Source organism: Frankia sp. CeCAU1, assembly GCF_977971845.1.
The window spans coordinates 22,253-48,005 of record NZ_CDWWXA010000020.1 but is presented as its reverse complement, the minus strand read 5'-3'; the positions used below and the strand labels follow the sequence as shown (position 1 = coordinate 48,005).

At 71.5% G+C, this 25,753-nt stretch carries 28 protein-coding genes; 10 read left to right on the top strand and 18 right to left on the bottom strand.

From position 1 onward, the window contains the following. Positions 1-103 precede the first annotated feature (103 nt). The 3 genes from AC08OO_RS06215 to AC08OO_RS06205 all read left to right on the top strand — a co-directional run bounded on the left by AC08OO_RS06215 (position 104) and on the right by AC08OO_RS06205 (position 2,320). Positions 104-1,096 (top strand): GH25 family lysozyme, encoded by a 993-nt coding sequence (locus AC08OO_RS06215; protein ID WP_476611456.1) that lies wholly within the window; start codon positions 104-106, stop codon positions 1,094-1,096. A 91-nt stretch (positions 1,097-1,187) separates the two neighbouring features. Then, positions 1,188-2,069 carry a hypothetical protein gene (locus AC08OO_RS06210; protein WP_476611457.1) on the top strand — a complete coding sequence of 294 codons (882 nt, stop codon included), beginning with the start codon at positions 1,188-1,190 and terminating at the stop codon, positions 2,067-2,069. Then, positions 2,066-2,320 (top strand): holin, encoded by a 255-nt coding sequence (locus AC08OO_RS06205; protein ID WP_476611458.1) that lies wholly within the window; start codon positions 2,066-2,068, stop codon positions 2,318-2,320. The genes AC08OO_RS06210 and AC08OO_RS06205 overlap by 4 nt, the downstream gene beginning before the upstream one ends. A 225-nt stretch (positions 2,321-2,545) precedes the next feature. Here AC08OO_RS06205 and AC08OO_RS06200 read toward each other — a convergent pair whose 3' ends face one another. The 7 genes from AC08OO_RS06200 to AC08OO_RS06170 all read right to left on the bottom strand — a co-directional run bounded on the left by AC08OO_RS06200 (position 2,546) and on the right by AC08OO_RS06170 (position 8,182). Then, positions 2,546-2,806, bottom strand: coding sequence for a hypothetical protein (locus AC08OO_RS06200; RefSeq protein ID WP_476611459.1), 261 nt, complete (start codon positions 2,804-2,806; stop codon positions 2,546-2,548). A 95-nt stretch (positions 2,807-2,901) separates the two neighbouring features. Next, positions 2,902-3,183, bottom strand: coding sequence for a hypothetical protein (locus AC08OO_RS06195; protein ID WP_476611460.1), 282 nt, complete (start codon positions 3,181-3,183; stop codon positions 2,902-2,904). Between the two features lie 55 nt (positions 3,184-3,238). Then, a complete protein-coding gene (locus AC08OO_RS06190; RefSeq protein ID WP_476611461.1) occupies positions 3,239-3,673 on the bottom strand; it encodes a hypothetical protein in 435 nt (144 codons plus the stop codon). Between the two features lie 152 nt (positions 3,674-3,825). Beyond that, positions 3,826-4,206 carry a hypothetical protein gene (locus AC08OO_RS06185; RefSeq protein ID WP_476611462.1) on the bottom strand — a complete coding sequence of 127 codons (381 nt, stop codon included), beginning with the start codon at positions 4,204-4,206 and terminating at the stop codon, positions 3,826-3,828. Further along, complete coding sequence (locus AC08OO_RS06180; RefSeq protein ID WP_476618311.1) at positions 4,203-4,925, bottom strand: hypothetical protein; 723 nt, start codon at positions 4,923-4,925, stop codon at positions 4,203-4,205. Before AC08OO_RS06180 ends, AC08OO_RS06185 begins: the two co-directional genes overlap by 4 nt. 71 nt (positions 4,926-4,996) lie before the next feature. Next, a complete protein-coding gene (locus tag AC08OO_RS06175) occupies positions 4,997-6,073 on the bottom strand; it encodes a hypothetical protein (RefSeq protein ID WP_476611463.1) in 1,077 nt (358 codons plus the stop codon). Positions 6,074-6,361: 288 nt separating this feature from the next. After that, positions 6,362-8,182: a SulP family inorganic anion transporter gene (locus AC08OO_RS06170; protein WP_476618310.1), complete on the bottom strand. Its 1,821-nt coding sequence runs from the start codon at positions 8,180-8,182 to the stop codon at positions 6,362-6,364. 284 nt (positions 8,183-8,466) lie between these two features. Between AC08OO_RS06170 and AC08OO_RS06165 the strand changes: the two genes are divergently transcribed. Next, positions 8,467-8,814, top strand: coding sequence for an ArsR/SmtB family transcription factor (locus AC08OO_RS06165; protein WP_023839852.1), 348 nt, complete (start codon positions 8,467-8,469; stop codon positions 8,812-8,814). A gap of 127 nt (positions 8,815-8,941) precedes the next feature. Beyond that, positions 8,942-10,186, top strand: a complete 1,245-nt coding sequence (locus AC08OO_RS06160) for a malic enzyme-like protein (RefSeq protein WP_476609479.1) — start codon at positions 8,942-8,944, stop codon at positions 10,184-10,186. Between the two features lies 1 nt (position 10,187). Here AC08OO_RS06160 and AC08OO_RS06155 read toward each other — a convergent pair whose 3' ends face one another. Both AC08OO_RS06155 and AC08OO_RS06150 read right to left on the bottom strand, forming a co-directional pair. Continuing rightward, on the bottom strand, positions 10,188-10,367 hold the full coding sequence (locus AC08OO_RS06155) for a hypothetical protein (protein ID WP_476609478.1): 180 nt from the start codon (positions 10,365-10,367) through the stop codon (positions 10,188-10,190). 385 nt (positions 10,368-10,752) lie between these two features. Continuing rightward, entirely contained in the window at positions 10,753-11,193 is a 441-nt protein-coding gene (locus tag AC08OO_RS06150) for a type II 3-dehydroquinate dehydratase (RefSeq protein ID WP_011434893.1), read from the bottom strand. A gap of 324 nt (positions 11,194-11,517) precedes the next feature. Between AC08OO_RS06150 and AC08OO_RS06145 the strand changes: the two genes are divergently transcribed. The 3 genes from AC08OO_RS06145 (at position 11,518) to AC08OO_RS06135 (ending at position 14,669) form a co-directional block, all read left to right on the top strand. Next, on the top strand, positions 11,518-12,684 hold the full coding sequence (locus AC08OO_RS06145) for a DegT/DnrJ/EryC1/StrS family aminotransferase (protein WP_476609477.1): 1,167 nt from the start codon (positions 11,518-11,520) through the stop codon (positions 12,682-12,684). Next, positions 12,681-13,811: a Gfo/Idh/MocA family protein gene (locus tag AC08OO_RS06140; protein WP_476609476.1), complete on the top strand. Its 1,131-nt coding sequence runs from the start codon at positions 12,681-12,683 to the stop codon at positions 13,809-13,811. The genes AC08OO_RS06145 and AC08OO_RS06140 overlap by 4 nt, the downstream gene beginning before the upstream one ends. 66 nt (positions 13,812-13,877) lie before the next feature. Continuing rightward, positions 13,878-14,669, top strand: a complete 792-nt coding sequence (locus AC08OO_RS06135) for an HAD-IA family hydrolase (protein WP_476609475.1) — start codon at positions 13,878-13,880, stop codon at positions 14,667-14,669. Here AC08OO_RS06135 and AC08OO_RS06130 read toward each other — a convergent pair. From AC08OO_RS06130 to AC08OO_RS06120, 3 genes are read right to left on the bottom strand one after another with little or no spacing between them, the layout of a single operon-like run. Beyond that, positions 14,636-15,688 carry an ROK family protein gene (locus AC08OO_RS06130; protein ID WP_476609474.1) on the bottom strand — a complete coding sequence of 351 codons (1,053 nt, stop codon included), beginning with the start codon at positions 15,686-15,688 and terminating at the stop codon, positions 14,636-14,638. The genes AC08OO_RS06135 and AC08OO_RS06130 overlap by 34 nt on opposite strands. A 16-nt stretch (positions 15,689-15,704) precedes the next feature. Beyond that, complete coding sequence (locus AC08OO_RS06125) at positions 15,705-16,526, bottom strand: shikimate dehydrogenase family protein (protein ID WP_476607693.1); 822 nt, start codon at positions 16,524-16,526, stop codon at positions 15,705-15,707. Positions 16,527-16,531: 5 nt separating this feature from the next. Further along, positions 16,532-17,602: a 3-dehydroquinate synthase family protein gene (locus AC08OO_RS06120; RefSeq protein WP_476609481.1), complete on the bottom strand. Its 1,071-nt coding sequence runs from the start codon at positions 17,600-17,602 to the stop codon at positions 16,532-16,534. A gap of 270 nt (positions 17,603-17,872) precedes the next feature. On the opposite strand from AC08OO_RS06120, the gene AC08OO_RS06115 reads away from it, so the two are divergent. Further along, complete coding sequence (locus AC08OO_RS06115) at positions 17,873-18,325, top strand: MarR family winged helix-turn-helix transcriptional regulator (protein WP_476609473.1); 453 nt, start codon at positions 17,873-17,875, stop codon at positions 18,323-18,325. Positions 18,326-18,739: 414 nt separating this feature from the next. Here AC08OO_RS06115 and AC08OO_RS06110 read toward each other — a convergent pair whose 3' ends face one another. From AC08OO_RS06110 to AC08OO_RS06090, 5 genes are all read right to left on the bottom strand, one after another. After that, a complete protein-coding gene (locus AC08OO_RS06110; RefSeq protein WP_476609472.1) occupies positions 18,740-19,312 on the bottom strand; it encodes a VOC family protein in 573 nt (190 codons plus the stop codon). A 215-nt stretch (positions 19,313-19,527) separates the two neighbouring features. After that, entirely contained in the window at positions 19,528-21,177 is a 1,650-nt protein-coding gene (locus AC08OO_RS06105; protein ID WP_476618309.1) for an NAD(P)/FAD-dependent oxidoreductase, read from the bottom strand. Between the two features lie 325 nt (positions 21,178-21,502). Further along, positions 21,503-21,727: a hypothetical protein gene (locus AC08OO_RS06100; protein WP_476609471.1), complete on the bottom strand. Its 225-nt coding sequence runs from the start codon at positions 21,725-21,727 to the stop codon at positions 21,503-21,505. Beyond that, positions 21,724-23,331, bottom strand: coding sequence for an L-seryl-tRNA(Sec) selenium transferase (selA, locus tag AC08OO_RS06095; protein ID WP_476609470.1), 1,608 nt, complete (start codon positions 23,329-23,331; stop codon positions 21,724-21,726). Before selA ends, AC08OO_RS06100 begins: the two co-directional genes overlap by 4 nt. Positions 23,332-23,352: 21 nt before the next feature. Continuing rightward, positions 23,353-23,841, bottom strand: a complete 489-nt coding sequence (locus AC08OO_RS06090) for a hypothetical protein (RefSeq protein WP_476609469.1) — start codon at positions 23,839-23,841, stop codon at positions 23,353-23,355. A gap of 286 nt (positions 23,842-24,127) precedes the next feature. On the opposite strand from AC08OO_RS06090, the gene AC08OO_RS06085 reads away from it, so the two are divergent. Continuing rightward, positions 24,128-24,487, top strand: coding sequence for an STAS domain-containing protein (locus AC08OO_RS06085; protein WP_035729468.1), 360 nt, complete (start codon positions 24,128-24,130; stop codon positions 24,485-24,487). Positions 24,488-24,516: 29 nt separating this feature from the next. On the opposite strand, the gene mshD is transcribed toward AC08OO_RS06085, so the two are convergent. Continuing rightward, positions 24,517-25,551, bottom strand: coding sequence for a mycothiol synthase (mshD, locus tag AC08OO_RS06080; RefSeq protein WP_476609468.1), 1,035 nt, complete (start codon positions 25,549-25,551; stop codon positions 24,517-24,519). Positions 25,552-25,753 lie beyond the last annotated feature (202 nt).

Here is a 25,753-nt window from a genome sequence, read left to right as displayed (position 1 = left end):
CTCATCATGCCGGGAGGCTGTTGGTGTCGTACCCGACCCGCTACCCGGGTGCCACCTGGCGCCCGGTGCCGCACTACAGCCCGGGGATGGGACGGAGCGGACGGTGGTGACCGAGTTCGCGGACATCTCCAGCTTTCAGGCCGGCGCCGACCTGGCCGCCTATGCCGCGGCCGGCCACGACCGGATCCTGCTCAAGGCAACCGAGGGCACGAGCTACACCAATCCGCACTTCGCCAGCTGGTGGCGGACTGCTGGCCGCCGCGGCCTGGCGCGCGGCGCATACCACTACGCCACACCGGGCCGCCAGAGCCCGGACGCCGAGGTGGGCCACCTCCTCGCCGCTCTCCAGGCTGCCGGCGGCCTCGGCGCCCGCGACTGGCTGTGCCTGGACGCCGAGCACCCGGAGGGCCCGACGCGGGACGCCTGCCGGTACGTCGCAGCGCTCGTCAACCGGCTCGCCGCAGCCGGCCACCCAACCGGTCTGATCTACACCGGCACCTGGTGGGCCGCGCCTGCCGGGCTCACCGCCGCCATGCTGCCCATCGGCTGGCGGCGCCTGCACCTAGCCAATTACGACGGCCTGGCCGACGGCGCTGTTCCGCTGCCCCCGGGCTGGAGCCGCGACCAGGTGGCCGCGCGCCAGTACACCTCTACCGCCAGCCAGCCCGGGATCCCGGGACCGTCCGACCGGTCCCGCGTGCTGCAGGACTGGCTGCCCACCCGCACCCCGGAGGACGACGTGGATGCACAGGAGCTCATCGGCACCCTCGACGCCGCGGCAACCGGCGCCGGACAGACGACGTGGGGCGGCACCGTCCGCGAGACGCTCGCGACCACGCAGCACACCTACAACGCCGCGGCCGCGGCGGCGGACCGAGCCGGGCAGGCGGTGGCCACGCTCACCCGCATCGAGGCATCCCTCGCCACCCTCGCCACCCGCGCCGCCGGCGAGCCGGCTACCACCCTCAACGACCTCCTCGACGCCGTGCCCCGCCTCGACGCCCTCGACGCCGCCCGGCTGGCTGAGGCCGCCGCCGGCCATGTCGCCTCCCTGCTCACCACCCCAACCCCGCCTCCCGCTGGAGCGTCCGCATGACGTCGCCCCTTTCCGAGCCGCCGCGAGTCTCGCCGGCCGCGGCACGCGCCTGCGAAGAGCTCGCCACCCTCATCCGCCATGGAGCTGCCCAGTGACCACGACCGTCCGCATCCCCGAGCTGCCCGGCCTGCCCTATCGCCTCGGTCGGCACATCCGCCACGACCCCCGGTCGGCGCGGTACGCGGTCGCCGGACGGCCTGCGTCCACCCTGGTGTCCCGCCGGTGGGAACGGCGGGTGGCGGTGTTCGATCAGGGGGCCACGGGTTCCTGTACCGGGCAGGCCGCAGTCGGCTGGCTCGGTACCGACAACGCGGTCCGGCAGGGGCTGACCGAGGTGACACTCGACGGCGAGACGGTCGCCGTCGCCGAGCCGCTCGCCGTCGAGCTCTACTCCGCAGCCACCCGCCTCGACGACATCGACGGCACCTACCCGCCCACCGACACAGGGTCGGACGGACTCTCCGTCGCGCAGGCCCTCCAGGCGGATGGCATGTGCGCGGGCTACGGGCACGCGTTCTCCCTCCAGGCGATGCTGACTGCGCTCCAGACGGGCCCGGTCATGGTCGGCACGGTGTGGCTGGAGGGCATGTTCGAACCGGCGCGAGACGGCCGGCTCACCCTCGAGGGCGCCGTCGTCGGCGGTCACGAGTACCTCGCCGACGAGGTGGACGTCGAGCGGCGGCGCGTCTGGCTCACGAACTCGTGGACCGGGTCCTGGGGGATCTCCGGCCGTGCCTACCTGACGTGGCAGGACGCCGACCGGCTCCTCGCCCAGCAGGGCGACGTCACCGTGCCCACCTCGGTGCAGGCGCCCGCACCGATCCCCACCCCCGTGCCGCCGGTCCCCGCTCCGTGGCGGCCGACGGCACTCGACGACGCACTCGCCGACGCTCTCGGGCATCTCACGCCGGCCGCGGAGGCATGGCTCATCGCCTACAGCCGGACCCCCACACCCACCGGAGGAGCCTCATGACCATCTACCTGCGTGACCTCGTCGAGCGCGTCGCGCTCACGTTCGCCGCGGCGTTCGGCGGCAGTCTGGTCGCTGCGAACTGGTTCTCGCTCGCCGGCGTCCAGGACCTGTCGATCCCGCAGACTGCCGCGGTGGCCGGTACCGCCGCAGTGCTGACGCTGCTGAAGGGCGTCGTCGCGCGGGCCGTCGGGTCGGTCAGCACGGCGAGCCTCGACCCGGGCCTGGCTGTCACTCCCACGTCAAGCCGGTAGGCGCGCCGTGCGCCTGCCGGCTTGACGTGGCCGTCCCGCCGGATGGTCGCTTATCACCCGCGCGGGCACGGCGACTGTTGAGGCGCGGCTGTCTGCGCTCACCCCGGCCGAGCCTGCGTCCGACGAGCCCTCGACCGCGTAGCCTGCGGATACGGAGCACCCCGCACAACTGACGGCCCCGGCCACCCGTGAGGGTGGCCGGGGCCGCTTTCGGCATGCCCGGGATCAGCCCTCCAGGGCCTCGGCGACGTACCTGACGACCGCCTGCTCGTCGAACACGCTCATCCCGTTGGCCGCCCGCGGGGTGATGTCAAACCGGCGGGCGATCACCCGGGCCGCCGGGTCGTACCGCAGGGTGACGGTTGCCCCGTCGCCCTGCCGGCCGGTGCCGAGTCGGTGGGGGGCGGTGCCGGTGGCCTCCGTGATGAGGGCGGAGAGTCGGTCGGTGTCGGCGGCGGCGATGCCGTGGGCGATGTCCAGCGCCACGATTACTCCTCGATGTAGTTGATGGTGGTTGAGTGCCCCGGGCCGGTCCGATACCGGCCGCACACCCCGCGCGGGGGTGGGGGCCGACTTCGCTGTTACGCGCGGGCCCGCTCGGAGAGGAGGCGGCCCAGGGCCTCGGCACGCGCGAGCCGGTCGACGGCCTTCGGGTCGCCTGCGGCGGCCGCGGCGCGCAGCTCGGCGGCCTCCGTCCGAAAATTGGAGATCTTGTTGGGGGTGGCGTACCTCGCGACCTCGGCGGCCGCCTCGCGGCCGCGCCGGTCCGCGGCGTCGGCCGCGGCCAACGCCCGCCAGTCGGTCGCCGCGCGGCGCCAGGCCGCCGGATCCGCGTCGCGCCACAGCGCGGCGGTGAGCTCCATGGGTGCCTCCTTGGGTCAGCGTGCCCCCACCCATGGGGACACGCATGCGTGTCTATCAGGCCGCTGCGAGGGCCGTGGCGGAGACCCACCGGGTCCGCCGGATCGCCTCGGCCCGGCGGGCCGCGTAGGCGGTCACGCTCGCCGCGCTCACTCCACCGGCTAGTCGGGTGAGCCGTCCGTCCGACGGGGCCAGGTAGCGGCGCACCGTCCGCTCCGCCACCCCGAGGCGGGCGGCCGCCTCGGCCACCGTCAGCACCCGGTCCGGGTGGACCAGGATCAGGGCGGGGGCCCTCGGGGCCGGCTCAGCCGGCGCCGCGCCCGCGGGGGCCGCCGGAGCCGCGGGGGCCGGAGCCGCGGCGGGGGCGAGGCCGGCCCGGACCCGCCAGACCGCCAGGTCGGCCCGGATCTCCCGCCGGCTCACCCGTAGGCCCTCGCCCAGCGCCCACCCGAAGACCTTGGTGACCTCCGCCTCGCCGTTGCCCTGCCTCATCCCGGTTCCCCCTTCACTCTCCCGCTTCCCTGTTCAACGCCATTAAACACGCATGCGTGTGTAATGGGAAAGCGAATCGGAGTGATGCGCATCACATCCACTCGCGATCACTCCTTAAACACGCATGCGTGTTTAAGGAGTGATGCGCACGGCTACGCGGAAGCCGCCCGCCGCAGGGCCGTGAGCTCCGCAGCCGTCCCCGCTATCTGCCCACGCTCGAGCGCCCGGGCGAGGCCGGCCAGGTCCGGGGTCACCATGAGCTCGTGCCGGCCGCCCGTGACTGCCAGGTCGTCCGTCCGCGGGGACCATCGGGCCAGCCGGCCTGTGGCGGCCGCGTGTAGCAGCCCCGCGGAGAACACCTCCTCGACGGCGGCGCTGCGGCTGGCCGACCCCTCCGCCCAGTCGAGCAGGGCCACCCGCAGTGCCTCGGCGGACTGCTCGCAGCATGCCGCGGCCCGCCGCGCCCGCCACCGCGCCCACGACCCTGCCGGCGGCGTCACCCCCGGGATCGGCATCCCATCCGGGCCGATCATGGCGCGACCTCGTCGTCAGTCAACCCGGCGAGTTCGGCGACGGCGGCGGCACGAGCGCGCTCGGCCGCGTCGCGCGCCGACTCGACTGAGCCGAGGGCCTGTTCCGCTGCGACCCGGGCCGCGTCGGCCTGGGCTGCGCGTGCGATGGCCTCGCGGGCGTCGGCCCGGGCAGCCTCGAGGTGCTCGACGGCCTGGTCGGCGCGCTGCTGCTGCGCGGCGGCGGTCTCCCGGGCGGCCGCGAGCAGCTGCTCGGTGGTCTCTGCCTTCATCTGGGCGAGCTCGGCGGCCTGGCGGGCGGCCATCTCGGCCGCGCGGGCCTCGTCACGCTGCCGCTCCGCGGCCTGCCGGGAGGCGTCCGCCTCGGCGCATGCCTCCCGAGCCTGGTCCCGATCGCTCTCGGCGGCCGCGGTGCGGCGCTGCGCCTGGCCCAGGTCGGTCCGCAGATGCGCCGTTTCGGTCTCGGCCATCTCGGCCCGGCGCAACGCCTGTTCCGCGCGCTGCTCGGCCGCGCTGCGCGCAGCCTCCGCCGCGAGCCGGTCGGCGTCGGCGACCTCGGCTGTGCGTTCGTTCGCGGCCTGGGCTAACCGGGCGTGCTCCGCGGCCTCCTCGGCGGTGATGCGGGCGGTCTGCGCGGTGTGCGCCGCGTTCTGGCAGTAGCGCGGCGCCCGGCAGCCCGTCGCCGGCGGCGGCGCGACCGACTCCGAGCACCCTGGGAACACGCACCCGGGCCGATCGTTCGTTCCGTTCGTTCGATCATTCTCCCCATGCGATGAACGAACGATTCCGTCAGTCATCGGGCCGCCCCGTCCGACGTGCCGTCGACGAGCGCCAGGCCCTCGGCGCGCAGCGCGGTCACCCGGGCCTGCGCGTCCGCGGCCATCGCGGCCGTGTCCGCGTCCCCCGGCCGCACCGCGGCCGCCGCGGTGGCCGCGGCAGCCTTGCGCTCCCAGGACACCCGCTCACGGACCGGGGTGTCGCCCCGCGACAGTAGCCGGTTGGACGTGGACAGCAGGGATGCGAACAGCCACCGCGACGTCTGCAGGCGATCCGGGACCGCGTCCACCGTGCCCGACGACACCGGGGCGACACCCTGGCCGTAGTAGTCCCCCGCCTGACGGCGGCGGATGACCCACTCGTCGAGCCGGCGCGCGTTTTCCCGCGGCGCGATCGCAGCGTCGGGCAGTGTCCTCGAGACGATCCCGCCCGGCTGATCCAGGTAGTGGTATGGCTCGTCGAGACCGCGATGCCAGCGGGTCAGGGCCGAGCCCCACCGCCCCTCGGCGGTCCGGCCCGAGTCCCATCCCGGCAGGCTGCCCGCGAGGACCTCGTCGACCGCCTCCCAGGTCATGCCGGCCTCGCACTCGGCGATGACGGCGGCCGTGAGCAACTCGTCGCCCCGACCGACGGCCAGGGCCGCCCGCTCGAGCAGTGCGCCCCGCGGCACCTCGCCCTCCACGGGCACAGCCGCCCGGGCGATGTCCGAGAGGTCCGCCGCCACATCCGAGACGACCAGCCGCGCGAGCGTCTCCGGTGGGGACGACCAGTGCCCCTCCGCGTCCAATCTCGTCCAGGTGGCCTCGGGATACGCCGCGGACGGCTCAGGCGCACCAGGCGCGACGCCGGCCGCGACAAGCTCGGCTGACAGCGCGTCATGCGCCGCCCGTACCGCGGCCACGGCGGCGGCCAGGCCCTCGAGCGCATCCTGCGCTGCCTCGCGGCGCGCGTCCTCCAGAGAGGCGATGTTGACGTGGCTGCGGTACTGGTCGACAGCCATCTCTGGGACGGCCAGGGCCGTCCGAGCCTGGGTCAGCGCCCGGTCGGTCCGGCGCGCGAGTTCTGCCCGCGCCTGCTGTGTGATGCTGGTCATAGGGGTCCTGTCCCGTCTGGCGCCGTCTAGCGCCGTCTGGGCCACGTTCCCGGACCTACTAACTAGCTGCGTTTCGGTCCGGCGTGACCTGCAAATATGCAGGTCAGCTGTGCGGTAGGGCCTCGCCACCTCCTAAGCGGTAGGCCGCAGGTCCGATTCCTGCCTGGGGCACATCCCGTCATGTCGATCGCCGCCTCCGACTGGTGGGACCAGAGTCCCCTGCGGGGCGGGCTGCGTCGCGAGCCGCGCGACCGCGACTAGCGCCGCGTGGGCTAGCGCCGCGTGGGCTCAGGTTGGGACGGCGGCCAGGGCGCCGGTGTGGTGGAGATGGTCCCGGGCAGCCTGGATGGCCGACGGGGTGGAGTCGAACAGGCGTCCCTGGCCGCGCAGCCGGTCCACCAGACCGACGGCGGCCACCGCTTTGGCATGCTCGGGTCGCAGCCCCGACACATACACCTTGACGCCGCGGTGTTCGAGCCGGTCGATGACGTCGCGCAGGACGAGGGCGCCGGTGCCGTCGACGGCGCTGACCCGGGACAGCCGGAGGATGAGGATCTCGACGTCGGCCACCTCGGTGAGCTCCAGCAGGAAGCGGTGGGCGGCGGCGAAGAACAGGGGGCCGTCGATACGGTAGGCGACGATGTGCTCGGCGAGTAGCGCGTGTTCGGAATCGTGATGATCGCCGGGGTCCAGCGGCACCTCCTCGACCCGCGCGGTTCGGGCGATTGCGCGCAGGGCGAGGGCGCCGGCGACCGCGAGGCCGAGGACGACGGCGATGACGAGGTCGAGCGCCAGGGTCGCCCCGGCGGTCAGCGCCATGACCAGGGCATCGGAGTGTGACGCACGGCCGAGGGTGCGCAACGAGGAGACCTCGACCATCCGCACCGCCGTGGCGAGCAGAACACCGGCGAGCGCGGCGAGCGGGATGCGCGCGACCAGGGGAGCGGCTGCGAGCATCACCCCGGCGAGGACCACGGCGTGCGCGAGGGCGGCGAGCCGGGACGAGGCACCCGAGCGGACGTTGACCGCGGTGCGGGCGATCGCGCCGGTGGCGGGCACCCCGCCGAACAGCGGGACGGCGAGGTTGGCCAGCCCTTGGCCGAATAGCTCCCGGTCGGGGTCGTGGTTGTGGCCGACGGTCATCCCGTCGGCCACACTGGCCGAGAGCAGGCTCTCCAAGGCTGCGAGCGCGGCCACGGCGACGGCGGCCGTGGCGAGCGTCGGGATCGCGGTGATGTCGAGGAAGCCGAGCGAGGGACCGGGCAGGGTGGCGGGGATTGCGCCGAGGGTCGTGACGTCCCACTCGCGGGCCGTGACGAGGGCCGTCGCGAGGGCCACGGCGAGCAGCGAGAACGGGACCGTGGGCCGCAGCCGGGCGCCGACCAGCATCGTCGCCGCGACGCCGACGGCGAGCGCCAGCGCGAGCCAGTGCGGCCGGTGGACGAAGTCGGCCACGGCGGCCCAGGCCACGCCGGTCACCCGGTCACCGTTTCGGGCGTGCACCCCCAGGGCCGAGGGAAGCTGCTGAAGGAAGATCACCGCGGCGATGCCGACGGTGAATCCCTCCACCACGGGCGCCGGCACATATTGCACGGAGCGGCCGACCCGCAGGACCGCGAGCGCGAGCATGATCATCCCGGCGAGCAGCCCGACGGTCAGCACACCAGCCGGCCCGTGCCGGTGCACGATCGGCACGAGCACGACGGTCATCGCGCCGGTCGGCCCGGACACCTGCAGGTTCGACCCGCCGAAGACCGCCGCGAGAGCACCCGCCACGATCGCCGTCACCAGTCCGGCGGCCGCGCCGAGGCCGGAGGAGACCCCGAATCCCAGCGCGAGCGGCAGCGCGACCACCGCGACGGTCATCCCCGCGAGCAGGTCACGGCCTGGCTGGCGGCGCATGCTCTCGATATCGGCCCGGCCGGGCAGGAGCCGGCCGAGTTCCAGCCGGCCGAGTTCCAGCCGGCCGAGTGGCCTGGGCCAGCGTGACGGGGCCGTCCTTATGGGGGCGGGGCAGTGGGGCCGGGGGTCCTCGGCCTGCCCCGTCGTCGTCTCGATGCGGATCCGATCCTCCCATATACTGGGATGAAAAATTGAAGGTTTCTTCAATTTACATGCTAAAAAGTATGGAGTGGGCGAGATCTCGGACACAGCGGCCCCCGCAGAGCCGTGCCGTGCGATAAAGAGCTGTTTCCCGACTCCGAAGTGTGGTAACGAACAGTTGATAAATTCTGTAACTGGCGGGGAGGTCGCCATCGAGCGCGAACGGGTCGTGGCGCTACTCACCGTGCCGGCGTGATCTCTGGGTGGGCGGTCGCCGGTACTCCGGCCAGGCCGGTACCTCGGCCGGTAGGCCTCGGCCGGAGCTGCGTGGGGTCGACGGGAGGTGGCTCGTGACGAGGCGGGTTCCGCTGTACCAGGCTAAAGCGGAGTTTTTTCGCATGCTTGGCCATCCGGTGCGAATTAGGGTGCTGGAGTTGCTGCAGGACGGGCCGATGCCGGTGCGGGATCTCCTGGCCGCGATCGAGGTGGAGTCGTCGAACCTTTCCCAACAGCTCGCGGTGCTGCGCCGGTCCGGGATCGTGACCGCGACGCGGGACGGCCCGACGGTGGTGTACGCGCTCGCGGGCGGGGACGTGGCGGAGCTGATGCGCGCGGCCCGGCGGATTCTGACCGAGATGGCGGCCGGGCAGGCCGGACTGTTGGCCGAGTTGCGCGAAGCGGAGACAAGCTCCTCATGAGCATGAAATGTGGTGGACCGATGCCCGGGACTCCCGCAGGTGGGACTCCCGCGGAGGGGAGCCCCGCCGAGGGGCCGGCTGGGGGACCGGCGCGCACCGGACGGAGTCGGGCACGGGTGGAGCCGGCGTGACGCCCCCTGGTCCGGCCGGTCCGGCCGGTTCAGCCGGGGTCAACCCCGCCTACAGCGTCACAGTCCGTGTTCCGCACCGGGCCACGATGATCATCGAGGCGGTCGTCGCCGCAGCCCCCGGCCCCGTGACGTGCTACGCGGACGAGCCGGATCCCGGGGGCGGCCGGCGGATCACGTTGGATGCCGACAGCGGGTCCACATTGACCTGGCTGGTCCGGGCGCTGCGGGAGCGGCTGGGTGCCGACCTGTTGCAGACCGAGGATCCCGTCTTCACCGTCGCGTCGACCGGCAAACTCGCCCAGTGTCTCCGCGCGTCGGTCACGACCGGTCACGATCTTGCGTTGTTGGACGCTGACGCCGACCGCCGCGTCATCAGCCACCTGGCCATGCACCCGACGCACACCGACCGGTTCACCGGCCGGCCGCGCCGAGTGGCGCTGCTCACCGACGGCAGCGCCGTCTTGGACTTTGAGCCGCTGGCCGCCGAGGCGGCCCTGCCAGCGGTCGAGTCCCAGGCGGTCCACCTGCACCGGGCGACCGGGTTCGACGTCATCCCCATGCCGATCGCAGCCCGTACCGCCGCCGAGCTCGCCGCGGCGATCGGCATGATCGCTCCGGGATTCGCCGCCACCGTTCTGGTCCACACGCATGTCCGCCGCATCGACGCCGCCCGCGCCGCGCTGCGGTCCGCCGCCCCGCATCTGCTGCTCGACACCGTCAACGACGGTCTCGCCGTCGCCGCCGCGGCCGCGGTCCTCAACCATCTCCGGGCGCGTGACATCGCGCCGGGGCGGGCCCGCGTCGCCGTCGTGGACCCGGCTCGGGGCGGCGATCTCGCCGGCTTACTGATCGGTATCGGCCTCCACGAGATCACCCTCTACGATCCGGTCGACTACGGCATCCAGCCGCTGCACCTGCTTGCCCCCGAACTCGATCTGATCGTCGACCTGATCGGCTTGGCGGCGCCGCCCAAGGGCGTTCCCGTCCTGCGGATCCGCCCGGAGACGCCCCCTCCGCTGGCCCGCGCCACCTCGGGCCCGCGTCCGCTGCACGCGCTGCCCGGACTGCTGCGGGCGGTCGTCACCACTCGCCGCCCGGTCACCCCCGCTGCCCGCCTCGCCGCCGTGCACGCCCTCGTCGGTCAGACGCCGCCCGGCAGCGTGCTGCCTCCCCTCGACCATCCACGGCTCGCCCCCGCCGTTGCCGCGGCAGCCACCCACGCCCTCACCGCGCAGGAGTAGCTCACCGCGCTCCCGGCGGAGGTGGTCGCCTGGAGGTGGTCACCTGGTAGGGGGTGGTGGGGCTCGCCACTGCCAGGCCCACCGACAGGTCCGCTGCCAGGCCCATCGGCGAATCCCGGCGGATGATCGTCCGTTGGGAGGGCCGTTCCTCATGAACGGGATGAACGGGGTGCGTTGTCATGGGCGGCACTCTCCCACCGGCATTGCGGATGCGGAAGTACGGCGGCCCCGGTCCGATCTTTGCGGCATATCATTCAAAAATACCCTAAAGGGCCATACGGCCATATTCCAGCAATGCACCACCCTGCTTCTTCGGCCTGCCGGGAAGCCCGAGCCGGACCGACATGGCCGAGGAACCGACATGGCCGAGGAACCGACATGGCCGAGGAGATGACATGGCCGAGGAGATGACACCGGACCGAGGGCGCTCGTGCGTCCGACGCCGGCCGGCCCGGCGCGGGGGGAGTTCCACGTCGCGGGTGGCCTGGTCACGTTGGGAAGGGGATACGAACGCCACTTCGCGTGACCAGTTATCCGAAGAGTCGTTCCCGGTCCGGCGGGACGTCTCAGCTCGGCGCGGGGACGAGGTCCAGCAGTGCCTGAGCGGCAAGCTCGTATCCGAGGGCCCCCAGGCCGACGATCACTCCCCGGGCGAGTGCCGAGAGAATGGATTCGTGCCGGAAGGACTCCCGAGCCCAGACATTGGAGAGATGGACCTCGATCCACGGGTTCGGATAATTGGCCAAAGCGTCACGAAGGCTCCAGCCGTACATCATCAGCGCACCTGGATTGACGATCGCACCGATCGAGTCGTAATTATCCTGAATAGTGTGGATCAATTCACCTTCGGATTCACGTTGTACGGAGACAAGTTTCCATCCGCGGTCCGAGATCCGAGCCGCGACGGCCGCCTCGATATCGGCCAGTGTCGCCGTGCCGTAGACTTCCGGCTGGCGTCGGCCGAGTATGCCCAGATTGGGGCCATTCAGGAGAAGTAGCGTGGTCACGGCGCCTCACAGACATGCTGGCCGGCTCGATGGTCGGCGTTTCTGATCCGGAACCCCACATTTATAGCAAAGCCACCTGCTGGACACCTGCAAGCAGAAAGGGCCAGCTGAGGTGTTCTTCTCAAGTCTATCTGTAGTCAGTCCGTTGATATTAGCGTGTCATGTCCGGGGGCGATGGGGAACCCGGGGGTACCGAGGTACCGTCCGTCATGCATCCTCTCGCGTAGATTCCTTCGCCGATCGCGATAATGGAACCGCCGACGGAACCTCGATCCCGGCGCGAAGAACAACGATACGGTCACGGGCAAGAAAAGGGTGGGGATCATGATCGGTAGAGCACGGCCAGCGCCGGAGTTGCCGGCCTGGCCGCAGTACTCCGACGAGGAGCGCGGTGGTCTGATCCGGGCGTTGGAACAGGGCCAGTGGTGGCGCATGGGCGGCAGTGAGGTCGACGCTTTCGAGCGGGAATTCGCTGCCTACCACGGGGCCGGCTACGCCCTCGCCGTAACCAACGGGACGCACGCGTTGGAGCTCGCGTTGCAGGTCCTGGGGGTTGGACCCGGCAGTGAGGTCATCGTGCCGGCGTTCACCTTCATCTCCTCCTCGCAGGCGGCCCAGCGCCTCGGCGCGGTGGCCGTGCCGGTCGACATCGACCCGGGCACGTACTGCATCGAGGCCACCGCCGCGGCGGCCGCGGTGACCCCGCGCACTCGGGCGATCATGCCGGTGCATATGGCGGGCCAGGTCTGCGACATGGACGCCCTGGCGAAGCTGTCCGCGGATGCCGGGGTTCCGCTGATCCAGGACGCGGCGCACGCGCACGGTGCGCAGTGGCAGGGTAAGAAGCTCGGCGAGCTGGGCTCGGTGGCGGCGTTCAGCTTCCAGAACGGCAAGCTCATGACCGCCGGCGAGGGCGGCGCCGTCACCTTCCCCGACGCCGAGCTGTACGAACTCGGCTTCCTGCGGCACAGTTGCGGGCGGCCACGCACGGACCGCCGGTACCTCCACCAGACCTCCGGGTCGAATTTCCGGCTCAACGAGTTCTCCGCCGCGGTCCTGCGTGCCCAGCTCGGCCGCCTGGCCAGCCAGATTGACACGCGTGAGGAGCGCTGGCCGGTGCTGGCGGGCGCGCTTGCCGACATCCCGGGCGTCGTCCCGCAGGGCCGCGACGACCGGTGTGACCGCAATCCGCGCTACATGGCGATGTTCCGGTTGCCCGGGTTCAGTGAGGAGCGCCGCAACGCGTTCGTCGACGCCCTTGTGGACCGCGGGCTGCCCGCTTTCGCCGCGTTCCGGGCGATCTACCGGTCCAACGGCTTCTGGGAGACCGGCGCCCCGGACGAAACGGTGGACGAGATCGCGAAGCGCTGCCCGAACACCGAGGCGATCAGCGCGGACGGCGTCTGGCTGCACCATCGGACGTTGCTCGGCACCGAAGAACAGATGCACCAGGTCGCGGCCATCGTGGCCGAGACCCTGGCCGAGCTGTGAGCCGAGGCGAGACCGGGAACCCCACGCGGACTCCGCTGCGGGTCTCCGTGGTGGGGCTGGGCTGGGCCGGTCGGTCGATCTGGCTTCCCCGGCTGCGAGAACACCCGGAGTTCGTCGTGGTCACGGCCGTCGATTCCGATTCCGGGGCCCGCCGGGCGGCGGCCGGGGCCGACCCGGGCCTGGCCGTGCTCGCCGACGTCGACGAGATCGACCGGACTCAGGTCGACCTCGCGGTCGTGGCGGTGCCCAACCACCGGCACGCCGACATCGCAGCCCGGCTGCTGAGCGCCGGTATTCCGGTTTTCCTGGAGAAGCCGGTGTGCCTGAGCTCGGCCGAGGCCGACCGGCTCGCGGCGGCCGAGCGCGCGGGCGACGCCATCCTGCTTGCTGGGAGCGCCGCGCGGTACCGGGCGGATGTCAGCCGGCTCTACGAGCTCGCCGACGGGCTCGGTGCCATCCGGCACGTCGATCTCGCCTGGATCCGGGCCCGGGGCATTCCCGACGCCGGTGGCTGGTTCACCCGGCGGGACCTCTCCGGCGGCGGAGCCCTGGTAGACCTCGGCTGGCACCTGCTCGACACCCTCACCGCGCTGCTGGGCAGCGTCCGTTTCCAGCAGGTGGTCGGGACGATCTCGGACGACTTCGTCAGCGACGGCTCCTGGGCGGCCTCCTGGCGTCACGACGATGGCACCGGGCCGGCTGTCGGCGCCGGCGGTGACGTCGAGGACACCGCACGTGGCTTCCTGGTCACCGAGAACGGGGTCTCGGTGTCGTTGCGGGCGAGCTGGGCCTCGCACGAGGCCCGGGACGTCACCCTGATCAACGTCGAGGGTGCCGCGGGCACCGCGTCGTTGCGCTGCACGTTCGGTTTCGGCCCAAACCGGCAGGATCGTTCGGTTCTGACCCGCACCCGGGCCGGCGAGACCGTGGCGGTGCCTGTGCCCGACGAACCGATCGGGACGGAGTACCGCCGCCAGCTCGACGAACTGCCCGCGCTGCTGGCGGATCCCGCGTCCCGGGGGCGGGCGATCGAGGAGGTCCGCCCGACCATCGCCGCCATCGAGAGATTCTACGACTCCGCGCGCTCGCACCGGTCCGTCGCGCCGCTCGCGCACGCGGCTCGCTGAGGTCACGCATCCACGACCTGTGTCACGAATATCGAACGGCACCCAACGTCGAGCCCGGGGGGGCACGTGGGAACTGAGCTGAAACCCTGGTCGGCCATGACCACCACCGGGACCGGGGCGGGGACGACCATCGGGACCGGTGCGGCGTCCGGAACACGGAAACGTGCGGTCATCTTCGATCTCGACGGGGTGCTGGTCGACAGCTTCGGAGTGATGCGGCAGGCGTTCACGATCGCCTACGCCGAGGTCGTGGGTCCCGGCGAGCCCCCGTTCGAGGAGTACAACCGGCACCTGGGACGGTACTTCCCGGACATCATGCGGATTATGAATTTGCCGCTGGAGATGGAGGAGCCGTTCGTCCGCGAGAGCTATCGGCTGGCCCACCAGGTGGTGCTCTTCGAAGGGGTCGCCGCGCTGCTGCGGAGCCTGCACGAGCGCGGCCTCGGGCTCGCGGTCGCCACCGGCAAGGCGGGTCCACGGGCCCGGCACCTGCTGGGTGAGCTCGACATTCTGCCGATCTTCGATTATGTCATCGGCTCTGATGAGATCGCCCGTCCCAAGCCGGCGCCGGACATCGTGAACCGGGCACTTGAGCTGTTGGGCGTGGCGCCGAATGAGGCGATGATGATCGGGGACGCGGTCGCCGACCTGGAGAGCGCGCGTGCGGCCGGCGTGATGGCGGTGGCCGCGCTGTGGGGCGAGGCGGACGGCGCCGAGCTGGTCGCGGCCGGGCCGGACGCGGTGCTGCGCCGGCCCGCGGAGTTGCTGTCCCTTCTCCGGCCGCACCCGGTCGAACCCGCCGGCACCGCCGGTGTCCCCGCAGCTCAGGCCAGCCGGCCGATCCTCGCCGGCGACTGAGCCGCCAGGAGCGCTCCGAACAGGGAGGACAGGCCGCCCAGCAACGCTGGGCGGACGGGCGCGGGCGGATGTCCCGGGCGGGCAAGGGTCTGGGCGTGCTCGGCGACCGCCCGCGGAAATCCAGGCAGGCCGGCCGCGAACCCGCCGCCGACCACCGCCATTGCGGGATGCAGCAGTTCGGTCAGCCCGACGACGGCCGTGGCGATCGCCGCGGCACTCTCGCCCACCGTCCGCACCGCCCAGGCGTCGGCCGCGAGCCAGGCTGCGCGCAGTTCGGCGAAGGTCACCTCCGCACCACGCCGCTGGGTGGCCCGGCGCAGGGTGGCCGGCCCGGACGCGGTTGCCTGCACACATCCGCGGCGGCCGCAGTCGCAGCTGGGCCCGTCGGACGAGATGATCAGATGTCCGATCTCGCTGGAGCCGCGACCGGGCCCCGGGCAGGACCGGCCGCCGAGCACGATCCCGCCGCCGACGCCCGTCCCGACTCCCAGGTAGACCACGTTCTCACAGCCGGCCGCGTCCGCCTCTGCGAGCGCGGCCAGATCGCCGTCGTCGCCGCAGACCACGGTGCTGCCCGGCAGCAGATCCCGCAGCGCGGCGCCGAGGTCGAGCCCGGTCCAGGCCGGCCGGCCCGGCCATGTTGTGACCCGGCCGGCGGCGTCGATGGTCGCGGGCATCGCCACGCCGACGGCGTCAACCCGACCGCCCCATCGGGCGGTCAGCGCGGCAACGTGTGCGGCGAGATCGTCGATGTCCTGGGTGGCGGTCGCCGACGGCGACCACTGGAAGGTTGTCTCCACCGGCCTGACGGGACCCTCCGGTCCGCTCGGCCTGCTCGGGCCGATCTGCTCGTCGCCTCCCATCGGGTTCGCCCCGGCCTGTGCGGCCCCGGCCTGTGCGGCCCCGGCCTGTGCGGCCCCGGCCTGTGCGGCCCCGGCCTGTGCGGCCTCGATGCGCAGCGCGACCTTGGTGCCGCCCACGTCGATACCCAGACAGCCGGTTGGGGATGGTGCACGCATGAGCCCTCGCAGGTCGTCAGGCGGGTGCCGCCGGGACGAGATCGAAGAACGAGCGGTAGAAGCCGATCTGGTGGGCGAGCATGTGGATGCCCGGATGGGTCGGCAGGCCGAGTGCGGCCGCGGCCCGCAGTAGGCGGGTGTCGGGCGGTTTCATGATGATGTCCGCCACGACGCAGCCCGCCGCGAGCCCATCCGGCGGGAAGGGGAGCGGATCGTTCGGACGCAGGCCGAGCGGCGTGGCGTTCACCGCGAGATCGACATCGTGCAGCAGGGGTGTCGCGACGCCGACGGCGCGGCCCGGCCAGTGCTCGTCGAGGCGGGCGAGCAGGCCGTCGCGCTTCTCCCGATCCGGATCGTAGATCGACAGCCGTGTGCTGCCGGCGTCGAGCAGCGCGGCCGCGATGGCGCTGCCGGCGCCGCCCGCGCCCAGTAGCGAGACCCGCGTTCCGGCCACCGGACGTCCGGCGGCCGTCAGCCCCCGGACGAATCCCGCTCCGTCGAAGTTGTCGGCCTGCCAGCGCCCGGACGGGCCGCGGCGCAGTGCGTTGGCGCTCCCGCTGATCGCGGCCGCCGGACTGCGTTCGTCGGCAAGGGCGCAGGCGGCGGCCTTGTGCGGAATCGTGATCAGGATGCCGTCCAGGTTCTCGATGCGCCGGAGTCCGTCGAGCACGGCGGGGAAGTCCGCCGGCCGGGCGTGCACCGGTACGAGGACGGCGTCAAGCCCGAGTTCGTCGAACAGCGGATTGAGCAACGACGGCGCCTGTACCTGTTCGACGGGATCCCCGACGACGGCGAACAGGCGGGTGGCGCCCGTGATAGCACACGCGGCCGGTGGCACGGGCGTCAGGCCAGCGGCCCGCGCGGCATGTCGCCGAGCGTCTTCATGACCAGGTTCTCCGGAATGTCGCCCACCAGTTGTGGGCCGTCCGCACCGTCGAGCACGAAGGTGAGGCCGGTGTTCGTCGACTTCTTGTCCAGACGCATCACGGCGACGAGCTCGGCGGCGTCCGCCTCGGTGGGCAGGGCCGTCGGCAGCCCGTAGCCGCGGACCACGTCCAGGTGCTCGCGGACCCGATCGTCCCCGATCCGGCCGAGCTCCCCGGCGAGACGGCCGGCGAACACGGTGCCGATCGCCACCGCCTCACCGTGGCGCAGCGCGAAGTCGGTGACGCGCTCCAGGGCATGCCCCAGGGTGTGGCCGTAGTTGAGGATGTGGCGCAGGCTTGAGTCCCGTTCGTCCCGGGCGACGACGGCGGCCTTGAGCGCCACGCTGGCGGTGATCTGCTCCGTCACCGGCAGACCGCGCAGGTCCCCGGTGCCGATGAAGTGGGCCCGCGCGATCTCGCCGTAGCCGTTGATCCACTCCCGCCGGGGCAGGGTCCGCAGGTGGTCGGTGTCGCAGAGGACGGCGCTGGGTTGCCAGTAGGCACCGAGGAGGTTCTTGCCGGCGGGCAGGTTCACCGCCGTCTTCCCGCCGACGCTCGCGTCCACTTGGGCGAGCAGGGATGTCGGGAGGTGTACCACCGCCACGCCGCGGTGGTACAGCGCCGCGGCGAGCCCGACGACGTCCGTGGTGGTCCCCCCGCCGCAGGAGATGACGACGTCCGACCGGGTCAGCCCGAAAGCCGCGAACCGGCCGCAGAGCGCCTCGACGTTCGACAGGTTCTTGTCCGCCTCGCCGTCCCGTGCGGCCAGCCGCAGTACCGGCACGCCCGGGTCGGGGACCGCGTCCTGCGGCCGCGCCGAGACGATGACGGCCCGCCGGGCGCCGATCCGCGCGACGATGTCGGGCAGGATTCGGCGGACCCCGGGACCGATATCGATCGGATAGCTGCGTGAGCCGAGGTCCACCGAGACCCGTCGATGATCGGCGGTGATCTGCTCGATCGGACTCGTCCGCTGTGCTGTGAGCATGCCCGTCACGGTGTGCCTTCCGGATCCGCGGTCGCGTGCTGGCACCTGCCTGGTGCCTTGCGGTGGTTCTGCACGGGGCCGCCCCGGCAATTCTGCCGTGCCCGGCAGTCGCCCCCTTCCGCCGGGTTGGGTGTGAGCCATCGCACTTCCTCCTTCCGTTCGTCTTCGTCGCTCCCGCGCGCCACCGACGCCCCGCGTGGGTCGGTGCCCCCGCGTGGATCCGCACCCCGCACGAATTGGTGCATGGTGCACGCAGAGTAGGGTCGTGTGGTGGGTTCAGACGACGGCGCGAGGCTCGCGACAGCGCTCGGACTTCTCCTCACCCGGCCGAACCGGACGCGTCTGTTCGGGGAGTTGCTCTCCTCGGCGGACGTCGGACTCGACGAGGCTGTCTACCCCGTGCTCAACGGTCTGGCCCGTACGGGCCCGACCACGGCGCGCAAGCTGAGCATGGAGATCGGCATCGACCGTTCGGTGGTGAGCCGGCACAGTGATCGTCTCGAGGCGCTCGGGTTGCTGCGCCGTTCGGCCGATCCCGATGACGCCCGCGCGGTCCGCCTGACGCTCACCGACGAGGGCCGGGCCGCCATCGATCGCTCTCGGCGTCGGCTGGCCGACGTCTTCCAGCGCATGCTCGACGACTGGCCCGCCGAGGACGCGCGTGCCTTCGTTGCCGGCATGGAACGCTTTGTCGCGGAGCATCTTGCCGGTCGGGGCCGGTGACCAGGCCGAACCAGGGCAGCGGACGGGGGAAGATTGCAACCTTCGTCGCCATCGCGACGACGCTCATCGGCGTGATCATCGGGGTTGCCGTTCACGGCTCCTGACGGCTCGGCCTTTTCTGGTTCGAGGAACGGGTGACGAGTGTTGTCAACGAGTGTTGTCAACGAGTGTTGTCAACGAGTGTTGTCAATGCTTCATCTCTCGACGCCGGCGGTTTGGAGATTCTCGCCTTACGCTGGCCGCTAGCGACGGGGGAGACGCGCACGGCGACATAGCGGCGCCCGCGGAACATCGGGAGGCCCGTACCTGCAGGGAGGCCGCCCGGCTCGGGGGGTGCCGGGCGGCCTCGATTGATGATGACATTTGGATGGCCGTCAGGACAAGCCCGCGAGGACGGCAGGTTTCGGACAATGATCACCAGCAGTCCTGTCCGGCACCCCCGGGGACGAGTTCGATCAGTAGTCCGGAACCCGCGTCGAGATAGGCCCGTCGCGGGTTCCGAGCGTCCGGCCGGAGTTGCTCGACCAGGCATCCCGCGGCGACCGCCCGGTGCAGGCACGCCGGCAGGTCGTCGACCTCGTAGCCGATGGAGAACAACCCCTCGCCGCGTTGGTCGAGAATTTCCCGCCCTGTCCATGGCCGGTCGCCGGGTTCCACCAGCTCGACCAGGCTGCTGCCGAAGCGGCCGAACGCGATCCGGACGTCCTCGATCATGATCGGTCGATCGTGCCAGACGGCGGGGCCGGAGACGACCCGCGACTCCCACGCATCGACCCCGAGGGAGACGGCATACCGTTCCCGGGCAGCGTCGAGGTCCGCGACGAGGATGCCGAGATGGTGGAACGTCAGCTCGCCCAGCATCTCCTCGATGACCCGTGCCGCCAGCAGGGCGCAGGCCGGTGAATGGGGCGTGGTGCGGACGGACGACGACGCCGGATCCGGCGTCGTCCGGATCCAGTCCTCCCGATTCTGGATGATTGTCTCCATCACCGCGGCTCCCTCCATGCCCCTGGCCCAGGCAGAGGGCGAGGGCGCCGATCGTATCGCCGTCCTCCGTCCTCCCTGCTCTCGCCGTTCTGCGGGCTGTTCTCGCCGTTCCGCGGGTGCCGTCGATCAGGACGATCCCGTCGCGGATGGAGGCGGGATGGCCCCGACCCTCAGCGGCCCGACCCTCAGCGCCCCGACCCTCAGCGGCCCGACCTTTAGAGGGTTGCCGGAGTGGGCACCCCACCCGTGCGGGTGAGCAGGTCGTCGAGGTCGTACTCGTACCAGCGGCGGAGCGGCTCGGGGGAACTCGTGCGCCCCCACTCGTACATGCGGCGCTGGGCTTCGAAGGAGCCGTCGTGCCAGCGGCGCAGCACATCGCCCAGCCGGAGCGGAGCGGGGAGGAAGTCGGCGCCGCCCAGCAGAGTGGCGAGCCGTTCGACGGCGGCGGCCGGGGCCAGCCGGCCGGCCTCGACCTCGTCCATCACGGCGCTGAGCGAGTCGAAGAAGGGCTGGAACTCCGGCAGATCGGGGCAGAAAGTGCCCAGATGTGGCGCGTCGAGCAGGCGGTCGAACAGCGCCGGATCGCCCTTTTCCAGATAGCCGAAGTAGGTTCCGACGATCCGGGAGATGCCCATGTTCCAGCCCAGGAACCACACCTTCGACCACGCCCGCCACAGGTCGAAGTCGCGGAACGAGACGTAGGAGCCGTGTACGAGCTTGTCATTGACGTCCAGGATCGTCTGGTTGAGCGTGTCGATGTGGCCGAAGCGTTCCGCCGAGAAGTCGTCGTCGGCGAGGGCCTCTATCAGGGTTGGTGCGAGGGCGTAGATGACCTGCATGGTGTTGGCCATGCCACGGGAGAACAGCGCGTCGATCGCCCCGGCTGCGTGGGACATCATCGCCCAGCGGTCACCGACCGTCCGCGAGCTGGAGTACTGGGTGCGACCGGTGGAGATCCAGTCCCAGGCGGGCCGGGCACCGGCGAACTGGCGCGCGATACTGGGGAACCGCTCAAGATAAGCGTTCCATTCCTGCTCGGCGGGTACCGAGGGATCCCTGGGGAAGCGTCGCGAGTCGAGGTTGAGCCCGACGCTGCACAGTGGGTTGGTGGCCCGCTGGTGATTGTCGAACGGGATCACCCACAGCCACCCGCCGTCGAACAGATGGTGCAGGGTGCCTTGGTGCCACAGCGACGGCTGCCCGCTCGGGAGGGTCACCTCGTCGAAGGGGGTGACCCCCACCATGTGGGTGAACAGGGTGCGGGAGTTCGTCCGGAACCGGCAGGGATCCTCTCGCAGGGCGAACTGGTTCGCCAACACGGAATTGCGTCCTGAGGTGTCGACGACGTAGCGAACGCGGATCCGTTCGCCGGCCCCTGTCGTCAGCGTCGCGGCGTCGTCGGCGAAGTCGACTTTTTCCACCATCGTGCGTTGCCGTGGTTCGGCTCCGTAACGGACGGCCGTATAGAAGAGGTAAGCATCGATGTCCTGGCGGTGCATGTGCATTTCCGGGCCGTTCGGAAACTCCGAGACGCTGCACTGAGTGACCTCTTCGGGGTTCTGGAGCGCACCCTCGTGGTGGTAGACGAATCCGAAGTTGCGCTTCACTCCGCAGGCCGAGGTGACGTGGGAGCGGACGCCCTCGAAGCTGCTCACATGGCCGAGCTCGGGGACGTCGAACCGCTGGGCGAGCAACTTCAGCAGATAGGTCGTCTCACCGATGGTCGACTCCCCGAGCGCGAAACGTGGATGCGTGCCACTGTCAATCAGAACCACGCGGTGACCGTGTCGGGCGAGGATATTGGCCAGCGTCGAGCCGGCGATGCCGCTACCGAGGATGGCAACCGAATAGTCGTACCCGCTCATTGCGTGACTCCTTGGACGCCGCTATCCGAGGTGGCCGACTGCATCCGCTGCACTCCTTAAAGGATCACAATCAGCACAACCAGTACACAACGACGTACTGAACCACCTCTACGCCCCCTGGTCCCAGTAAGCGGTATATCGATGCCGATGGGTAATCAAGATTCCCGAATCGGAAGTTTGAGTTATATGCTGGATTTGGAACATTTGCACTATAATGCCCCGATGTCTGGGCCCGTCGGCGGGCCCGCCACGTGCGAAGAAGCGATGTGGGTCCCCGCCGTCGCCGAGCGAACCGTGAATCGCTTATTTCTCCGTTTTTTTAGCGTTAGGTGGAGGTCTGGATCGGCCGTCCACCGATCGTGAACGAGTCGAGCAGCGTGGACTCCCCGTTCCACCGGTACCGTTCATCCGGGCTCCCCGCGGGTGCGCCGGGCCAGACGAGCAGGTGGACGAGCCCGTAGCAGAGCAGGGTCAGCGCGGCGGCGACCGAGCCCAGCCGTCTCACCGCGACGGCGACCGTCGGGGAGTCGTAGGGGCGGCCGAGGCTCACGGCGCCCGCCGGCCGGGCACGGTGGCGCGCGGGATGGCCATGGATTCGATCGTCATGACGTCGGCATCCTCGGCGATGTGCGGCTCGGTCGGGGCGTCGGTGATCGTGGTCGCGCCGGCTTCGGTCGCGGCAGCCAGCACGGCGGCGGCGAGGACGGGATCGAGTTCCACCGGAACGGTCCGCAGATCGAGCAGGCAGCATCCCTGCTCCACCCGGCCCAGCACGGACGGCTCGCCCTGGCGCAGGGGGGCGGCGATGACTGCGTCCAGGGCCACCGCGGCGCTTGGCAGCTCCGGGCCGAAGCCGCCGAACCCTCTGATCGTCAGACCACTCTCCGGGCCCGCCGGGGCCATGCCGTCTTCGTCTCGTGCGCCCTCGCGCCGGTGGCCGCCCGATCGACGGAATGCGGCGTCGTTCGGCAGCGGCGACGATCCACCCCCGCCACCGTCGACGACCGCACGACTCGCCACAGCCGAGGCTGCGATGCCCGAACGCCGTAGCCACGCGGCGAGCGTCTCGGCCCGCGTCGTCAGCCGTTCCGGTCGGGCATGCAACGCCTGCCTGACCGGGGAGTCGGGATGGCTGAGGGTGGCTTCCAGCGCGGCGAGCGTGAGCTTTCCGACCCGCATTGCCCGGGCCATCGGATGCCGACGTATCCGGTCGATCAGGTCGGCACGTCCCAGCAGCAGGCCGCACTGAGGCCCGCCGAGCAGCTTGTCCGCGCTGGTCGTGACCACGTTGACGCCGAAGCCGAGCCAGGTCGTGACGTCGGGTTCATCGGCGAGGAGCGGCTCGGGGCGTAGCAGCCCGGAGCCGCAGTCACCGACGAGGGGGATCTCGAAATCGGCGCAGAGCGCGGCAAGATCGTTGATCGCAGGGGTGTCAGTCAGCCCCACCACCTGATAGCTGGACGGATGCACGTGCAGCACGAGCCCGGTCTCCGGCCCGATCGCGTCGGCGTAGTCCCCGAGCGTCGTGCGGTTGGTGGTGCCGACCTCCCGCAGTCGAGCCCCGGTGCAGACCAGCAGTTCGGGCAGCCGGAACCCGTCCGCCGTCTCCACCAGCTCCCCGCGGCTCACCACGATCTCCCGCCGCCCGGCCAGCGCCGTCACCGCGAGGATCAGCCCTGCCGCGTTGTTGTTGACGATGTGCACGCCCGCCGCCGCGGGCACCGCGGCTGCCAACGCGGCCAGGGCGGTACGTCCTCGTCGTCCTCGCCGTCCGGTCCCGAGGTCGAGCTCGAGGTCGGTCGTGCCGGCTGCCAGGTCGAGGGCCGCGCGGGCGGCCGCGGACAGGGGAGCTCGGCCGAGCCCTCCGTGGAGCAGGACGCCGGTAGCGTTGATTACTGGGCGCAGTCCGGTGGCGGCGCGGGCGAGCGTCATCGGTGTCGCTACCGGCGTCGTCGGGCTGTCCTGGGCCGGGGATGCGAACAGACTTGTACGATCAATCACTCTCGGTGAAGCTAGTGCTCCTCCTCGTGGGATTCCGGACCTGGCCGGGACGGCGGCGTGGCCTGTCGGGTGTCTGCCCCTGCTGGGTGCCTGTAGGATCAGCCCGCTGCCCTCACGGCTCTGGCCGTCCTTTCGATGATCAAAGCGGCGCATGGTCAGGCCTCGGACCTTCGGTCACCCGGACGGCCCCCCGCCCAGATTGATTGTCGGCCAGGGTGGATCGTCGACGCTGAAGATGAGGGCGACGTCGGTGTCGGAGACGAAATCGACGAGCCGTGCCCCCGCCGGTAGCAGAGCCAGCGCGTGACGGAGCTCCGCGGCGCTCGATCCTTCCCCAGCGGAGATGATGTGCCGCGAGCGGACCCCGCAGGCGAGGTCGGCAGGCGGCGGTGCAGCGCCGGAGAGCCGGGACGCGGAGCGCCCCACGCTGGAGAGCGCGGCGCTGGACAACAGGGCGGCGAGCCGGTGCGCCTCGTCCGGCACGAGATGCGCGACGCAGAGAACGTCGAGCAGGGCCGACTGGGTGCGGAGAACGACGACCGGGGTTCTCCGCGGGACGCTGGGCTGCGTTCCCACGGTGATGACCGTGCCGTCGATCCGGCCGATGAAGGTGATGACGTCCGGGGGAGTGTCATCCGGGGTCCGGGGCGGGTCGATGTCCATGCGTAGACGCTCTCATCGGGCAGCCCGTCATCCCATCCCGCGCGGCGGGGAGCATGCGGGACGGACGGGCGGATGACGACGGGCGGATGACGACGGGCGGGGCGCGGACAAGCGTGCTGACGGACGCGCGATGAGAAGTCGCCCCTGGCGAGGGTCGGCCGCGTGTGGAAGCACCTCGGTCGGGGTACGGGGCCATGGTCGCGCTTGCCCAAAGGCGCGGCGCGACACGGGAGGCAGCCCGGCCGGCTTCTCGTGGCGCTCACGCCGTCCGGTCGCAAGCGGAGCCATGGAGCCAAGCGTGCGGGTTGAGGTGACCGACCGTGATGCCATCGTCGTGCATCCGGCCGGCGACATCGACTATTCGTCCCTGGATCCCCTGCGCGAGGCACTGCTCGACGCACGGGTCGCCGGAGTAAAAGAGATCATCGTGGATCTGGAGCAGGTGAGCTTCCTCGACTCGCAGGGGTTGGCGGTCATCCTGTTCGCCCACCAGCGTCAGCGGTCGGCCGGTGGCCGTCTCGTGCTGCGTAACCTCAACGAGGACGCCTACCGCCTGCTGCATGTCACGAACCTGAGTGCCGTGATAGACGTCGATCACGGCGACTCCGCCCCCGCGCGCGGCCTGGCGACCCGTCAGGGCGCCTGAGCCACGGGGGCCTTCCGGCCCAGGCCGGATCAACCCGTGGACGGCCTCTCCCAGTGGTAGGAGACGTCGCGGACGTAGGTGATGAAGCCGAGTCCGGTGTACATCCGCACGGCGCGGACATTGTCCTCGTCCACGTACAGCAGGACCGAGTCGAGCCCCTCGGCCTGCAGATGCCGCAGGCCGATCAGGGTGAGTGCCCGGCCGAGTCCCGCGCCGCCCGCGCCCGGGAGCACGCCCACCACGTAGACCTCGCCGATGGGCCCCGGCTGCGCGTTCCGTGGCGGCGTCTGGTCGGTCTCGTGCACCTTCGTCCAGTGGAAGCCGACGAGTGCGCCGTCGTGCTCGGCGAGGAAGAAGCCACGCGGGTCGAACCACGGCTCGGCCCGGCGCCGGGCCAGATCGTCCAGGGTCCACCGGCCCTGCTCCGGATGATCAGCGAAGGCGGCCGCGTTGACGGCCAGCCAGGCCCGGTCGTCCTGATCGGGGACGAAGGTGCGGACCGTCACACCGGCCGGCAGCCGGGGGTCCGGCAGGGGCGTCCCGGCCGCCAGCGGTCGCCGAAGCTGGAGCAGCACCCTCGTGCGAGTGAACGTGAGCCGGGTAGCCAGTGCCGCGGCGGCCGGCAGGTCGCCGTGGGCCCAGATGTCGAGGCGGGACGACGGCGCCGCGAGGGCCTCGGTCAGTCCGCCGACCAGGGCCGTGCCGACGCCACGTCCGCGGTGGTCGGGATGGACGACCACCTCGGCCTGCCGTGCCTGGGCCACGCCGCCCAGATGGGCGTAGCCGATGATCTGCCCGGCGGGGACGCGGCCCGGCATGGTCGACGTGTCCGCGGCGTTCTGGTCACCAGGGGTGTCCGGGACATTCGGGGCGCTCGTGTCCGCGGCGGCCGACACGGCCAGCAGGTGCCGGCCGGCGCCGATCCGCAGTCCGGGCCGGAGGGCCAGCCGGACGTCCTCGGACACCGGCCCGGTGCCGTCCGCCCGCTCCGCGGCGGCGAGGAGGCTCACGATGTCGTCCACGTCCATGGCGCTCAGGGTCTGCTGCCAGCTCAGCGAGGTCACCGGACGACCGTATGACGCTGGGCGGCCCTCGACGGTGCGGTCGGGAGGCCCCGGTCGCGAGGCCCAGATCGCGAGGCCCAGATCGCGAGGCCCAGATCGCGAGGCCCAGATCCTGGCTCCAGGAGCCAGGATCTGGGCCTCGCGCCGGCGATGCCGTCCTACTGGCGGTGCCCGGGGTGCCGGGATGCCGGGATGCCACGCG

Coding starts and splice junctions, on each gene's coding strand:
- AC08OO_RS06195 (WP_476611460.1), bottom strand. CDS start 3,183: ATGGAGCTCACCGCCGCGCTGTGGCGCGACGCGGATCCGGCGGCCTGG.
- AC08OO_RS06190 (WP_476611461.1), bottom strand. CDS start 3,673: ATGAGGCAGGGCAACGGCGAGGCGGAGGTCACCAAGGTCTTCGGGTGG.
- AC08OO_RS06145 (WP_476609477.1), top strand. CDS start 11,518: ATGATCGGTAGAGCACGGCCAGCGCCGGAGTTGCCGGCCTGGCCGCAG.
- AC08OO_RS06120 (WP_476609481.1), bottom strand. CDS start 17,602: ATGCTCACAGCACAGCGGACGAGTCCGATCGAGCAGATCACCGCCGAT.
- AC08OO_RS06105 (WP_476618309.1), bottom strand. CDS start 21,177: ATGAGCGGGTACGACTATTCGGTTGCCATCCTCGGTAGCGGCATCGCC.
- AC08OO_RS06205 (WP_476611458.1), top strand. CDS start 2,066: ATGACCATCTACCTGCGTGACCTCGTCGAGCGCGTCGCGCTCACGTTC.
- selA (WP_476609470.1), bottom strand. CDS start 23,331: ATGCGCCGCTTTGATCATCGAAAGGACGGCCAGAGCCGTGAGGGCAGC.
- AC08OO_RS06185 (WP_476611462.1), bottom strand. CDS start 4,206: ATGATCGGCCCGGATGGGATGCCGATCCCGGGGGTGACGCCGCCGGCA.
- AC08OO_RS06085 (WP_035729468.1), top strand. CDS start 24,128: ATGGAGCCAAGCGTGCGGGTTGAGGTGACCGACCGTGATGCCATCGTC.
- AC08OO_RS06175 (WP_476611463.1), bottom strand. CDS start 6,073: ATGACCAGCATCACACAGCAGGCGCGGGCAGAACTCGCGCGCCGGACC.
- AC08OO_RS06130 (WP_476609474.1), bottom strand. CDS start 15,688: ATGCGTGCACCATCCCCAACCGGCTGTCTGGGTATCGACGTGGGCGGC.
- AC08OO_RS06155 (WP_476609478.1), bottom strand. CDS start 10,367: ATGACAACGCACCCCGTTCATCCCGTTCATGAGGAACGGCCCTCCCAA.
- AC08OO_RS06110 (WP_476609472.1), bottom strand. CDS start 19,312: ATGGAGACAATCATCCAGAATCGGGAGGACTGGATCCGGACGACGCCG.
- AC08OO_RS06090 (WP_476609469.1), bottom strand. CDS start 23,841: ATGGACATCGACCCGCCCCGGACCCCGGATGACACTCCCCCGGACGTC.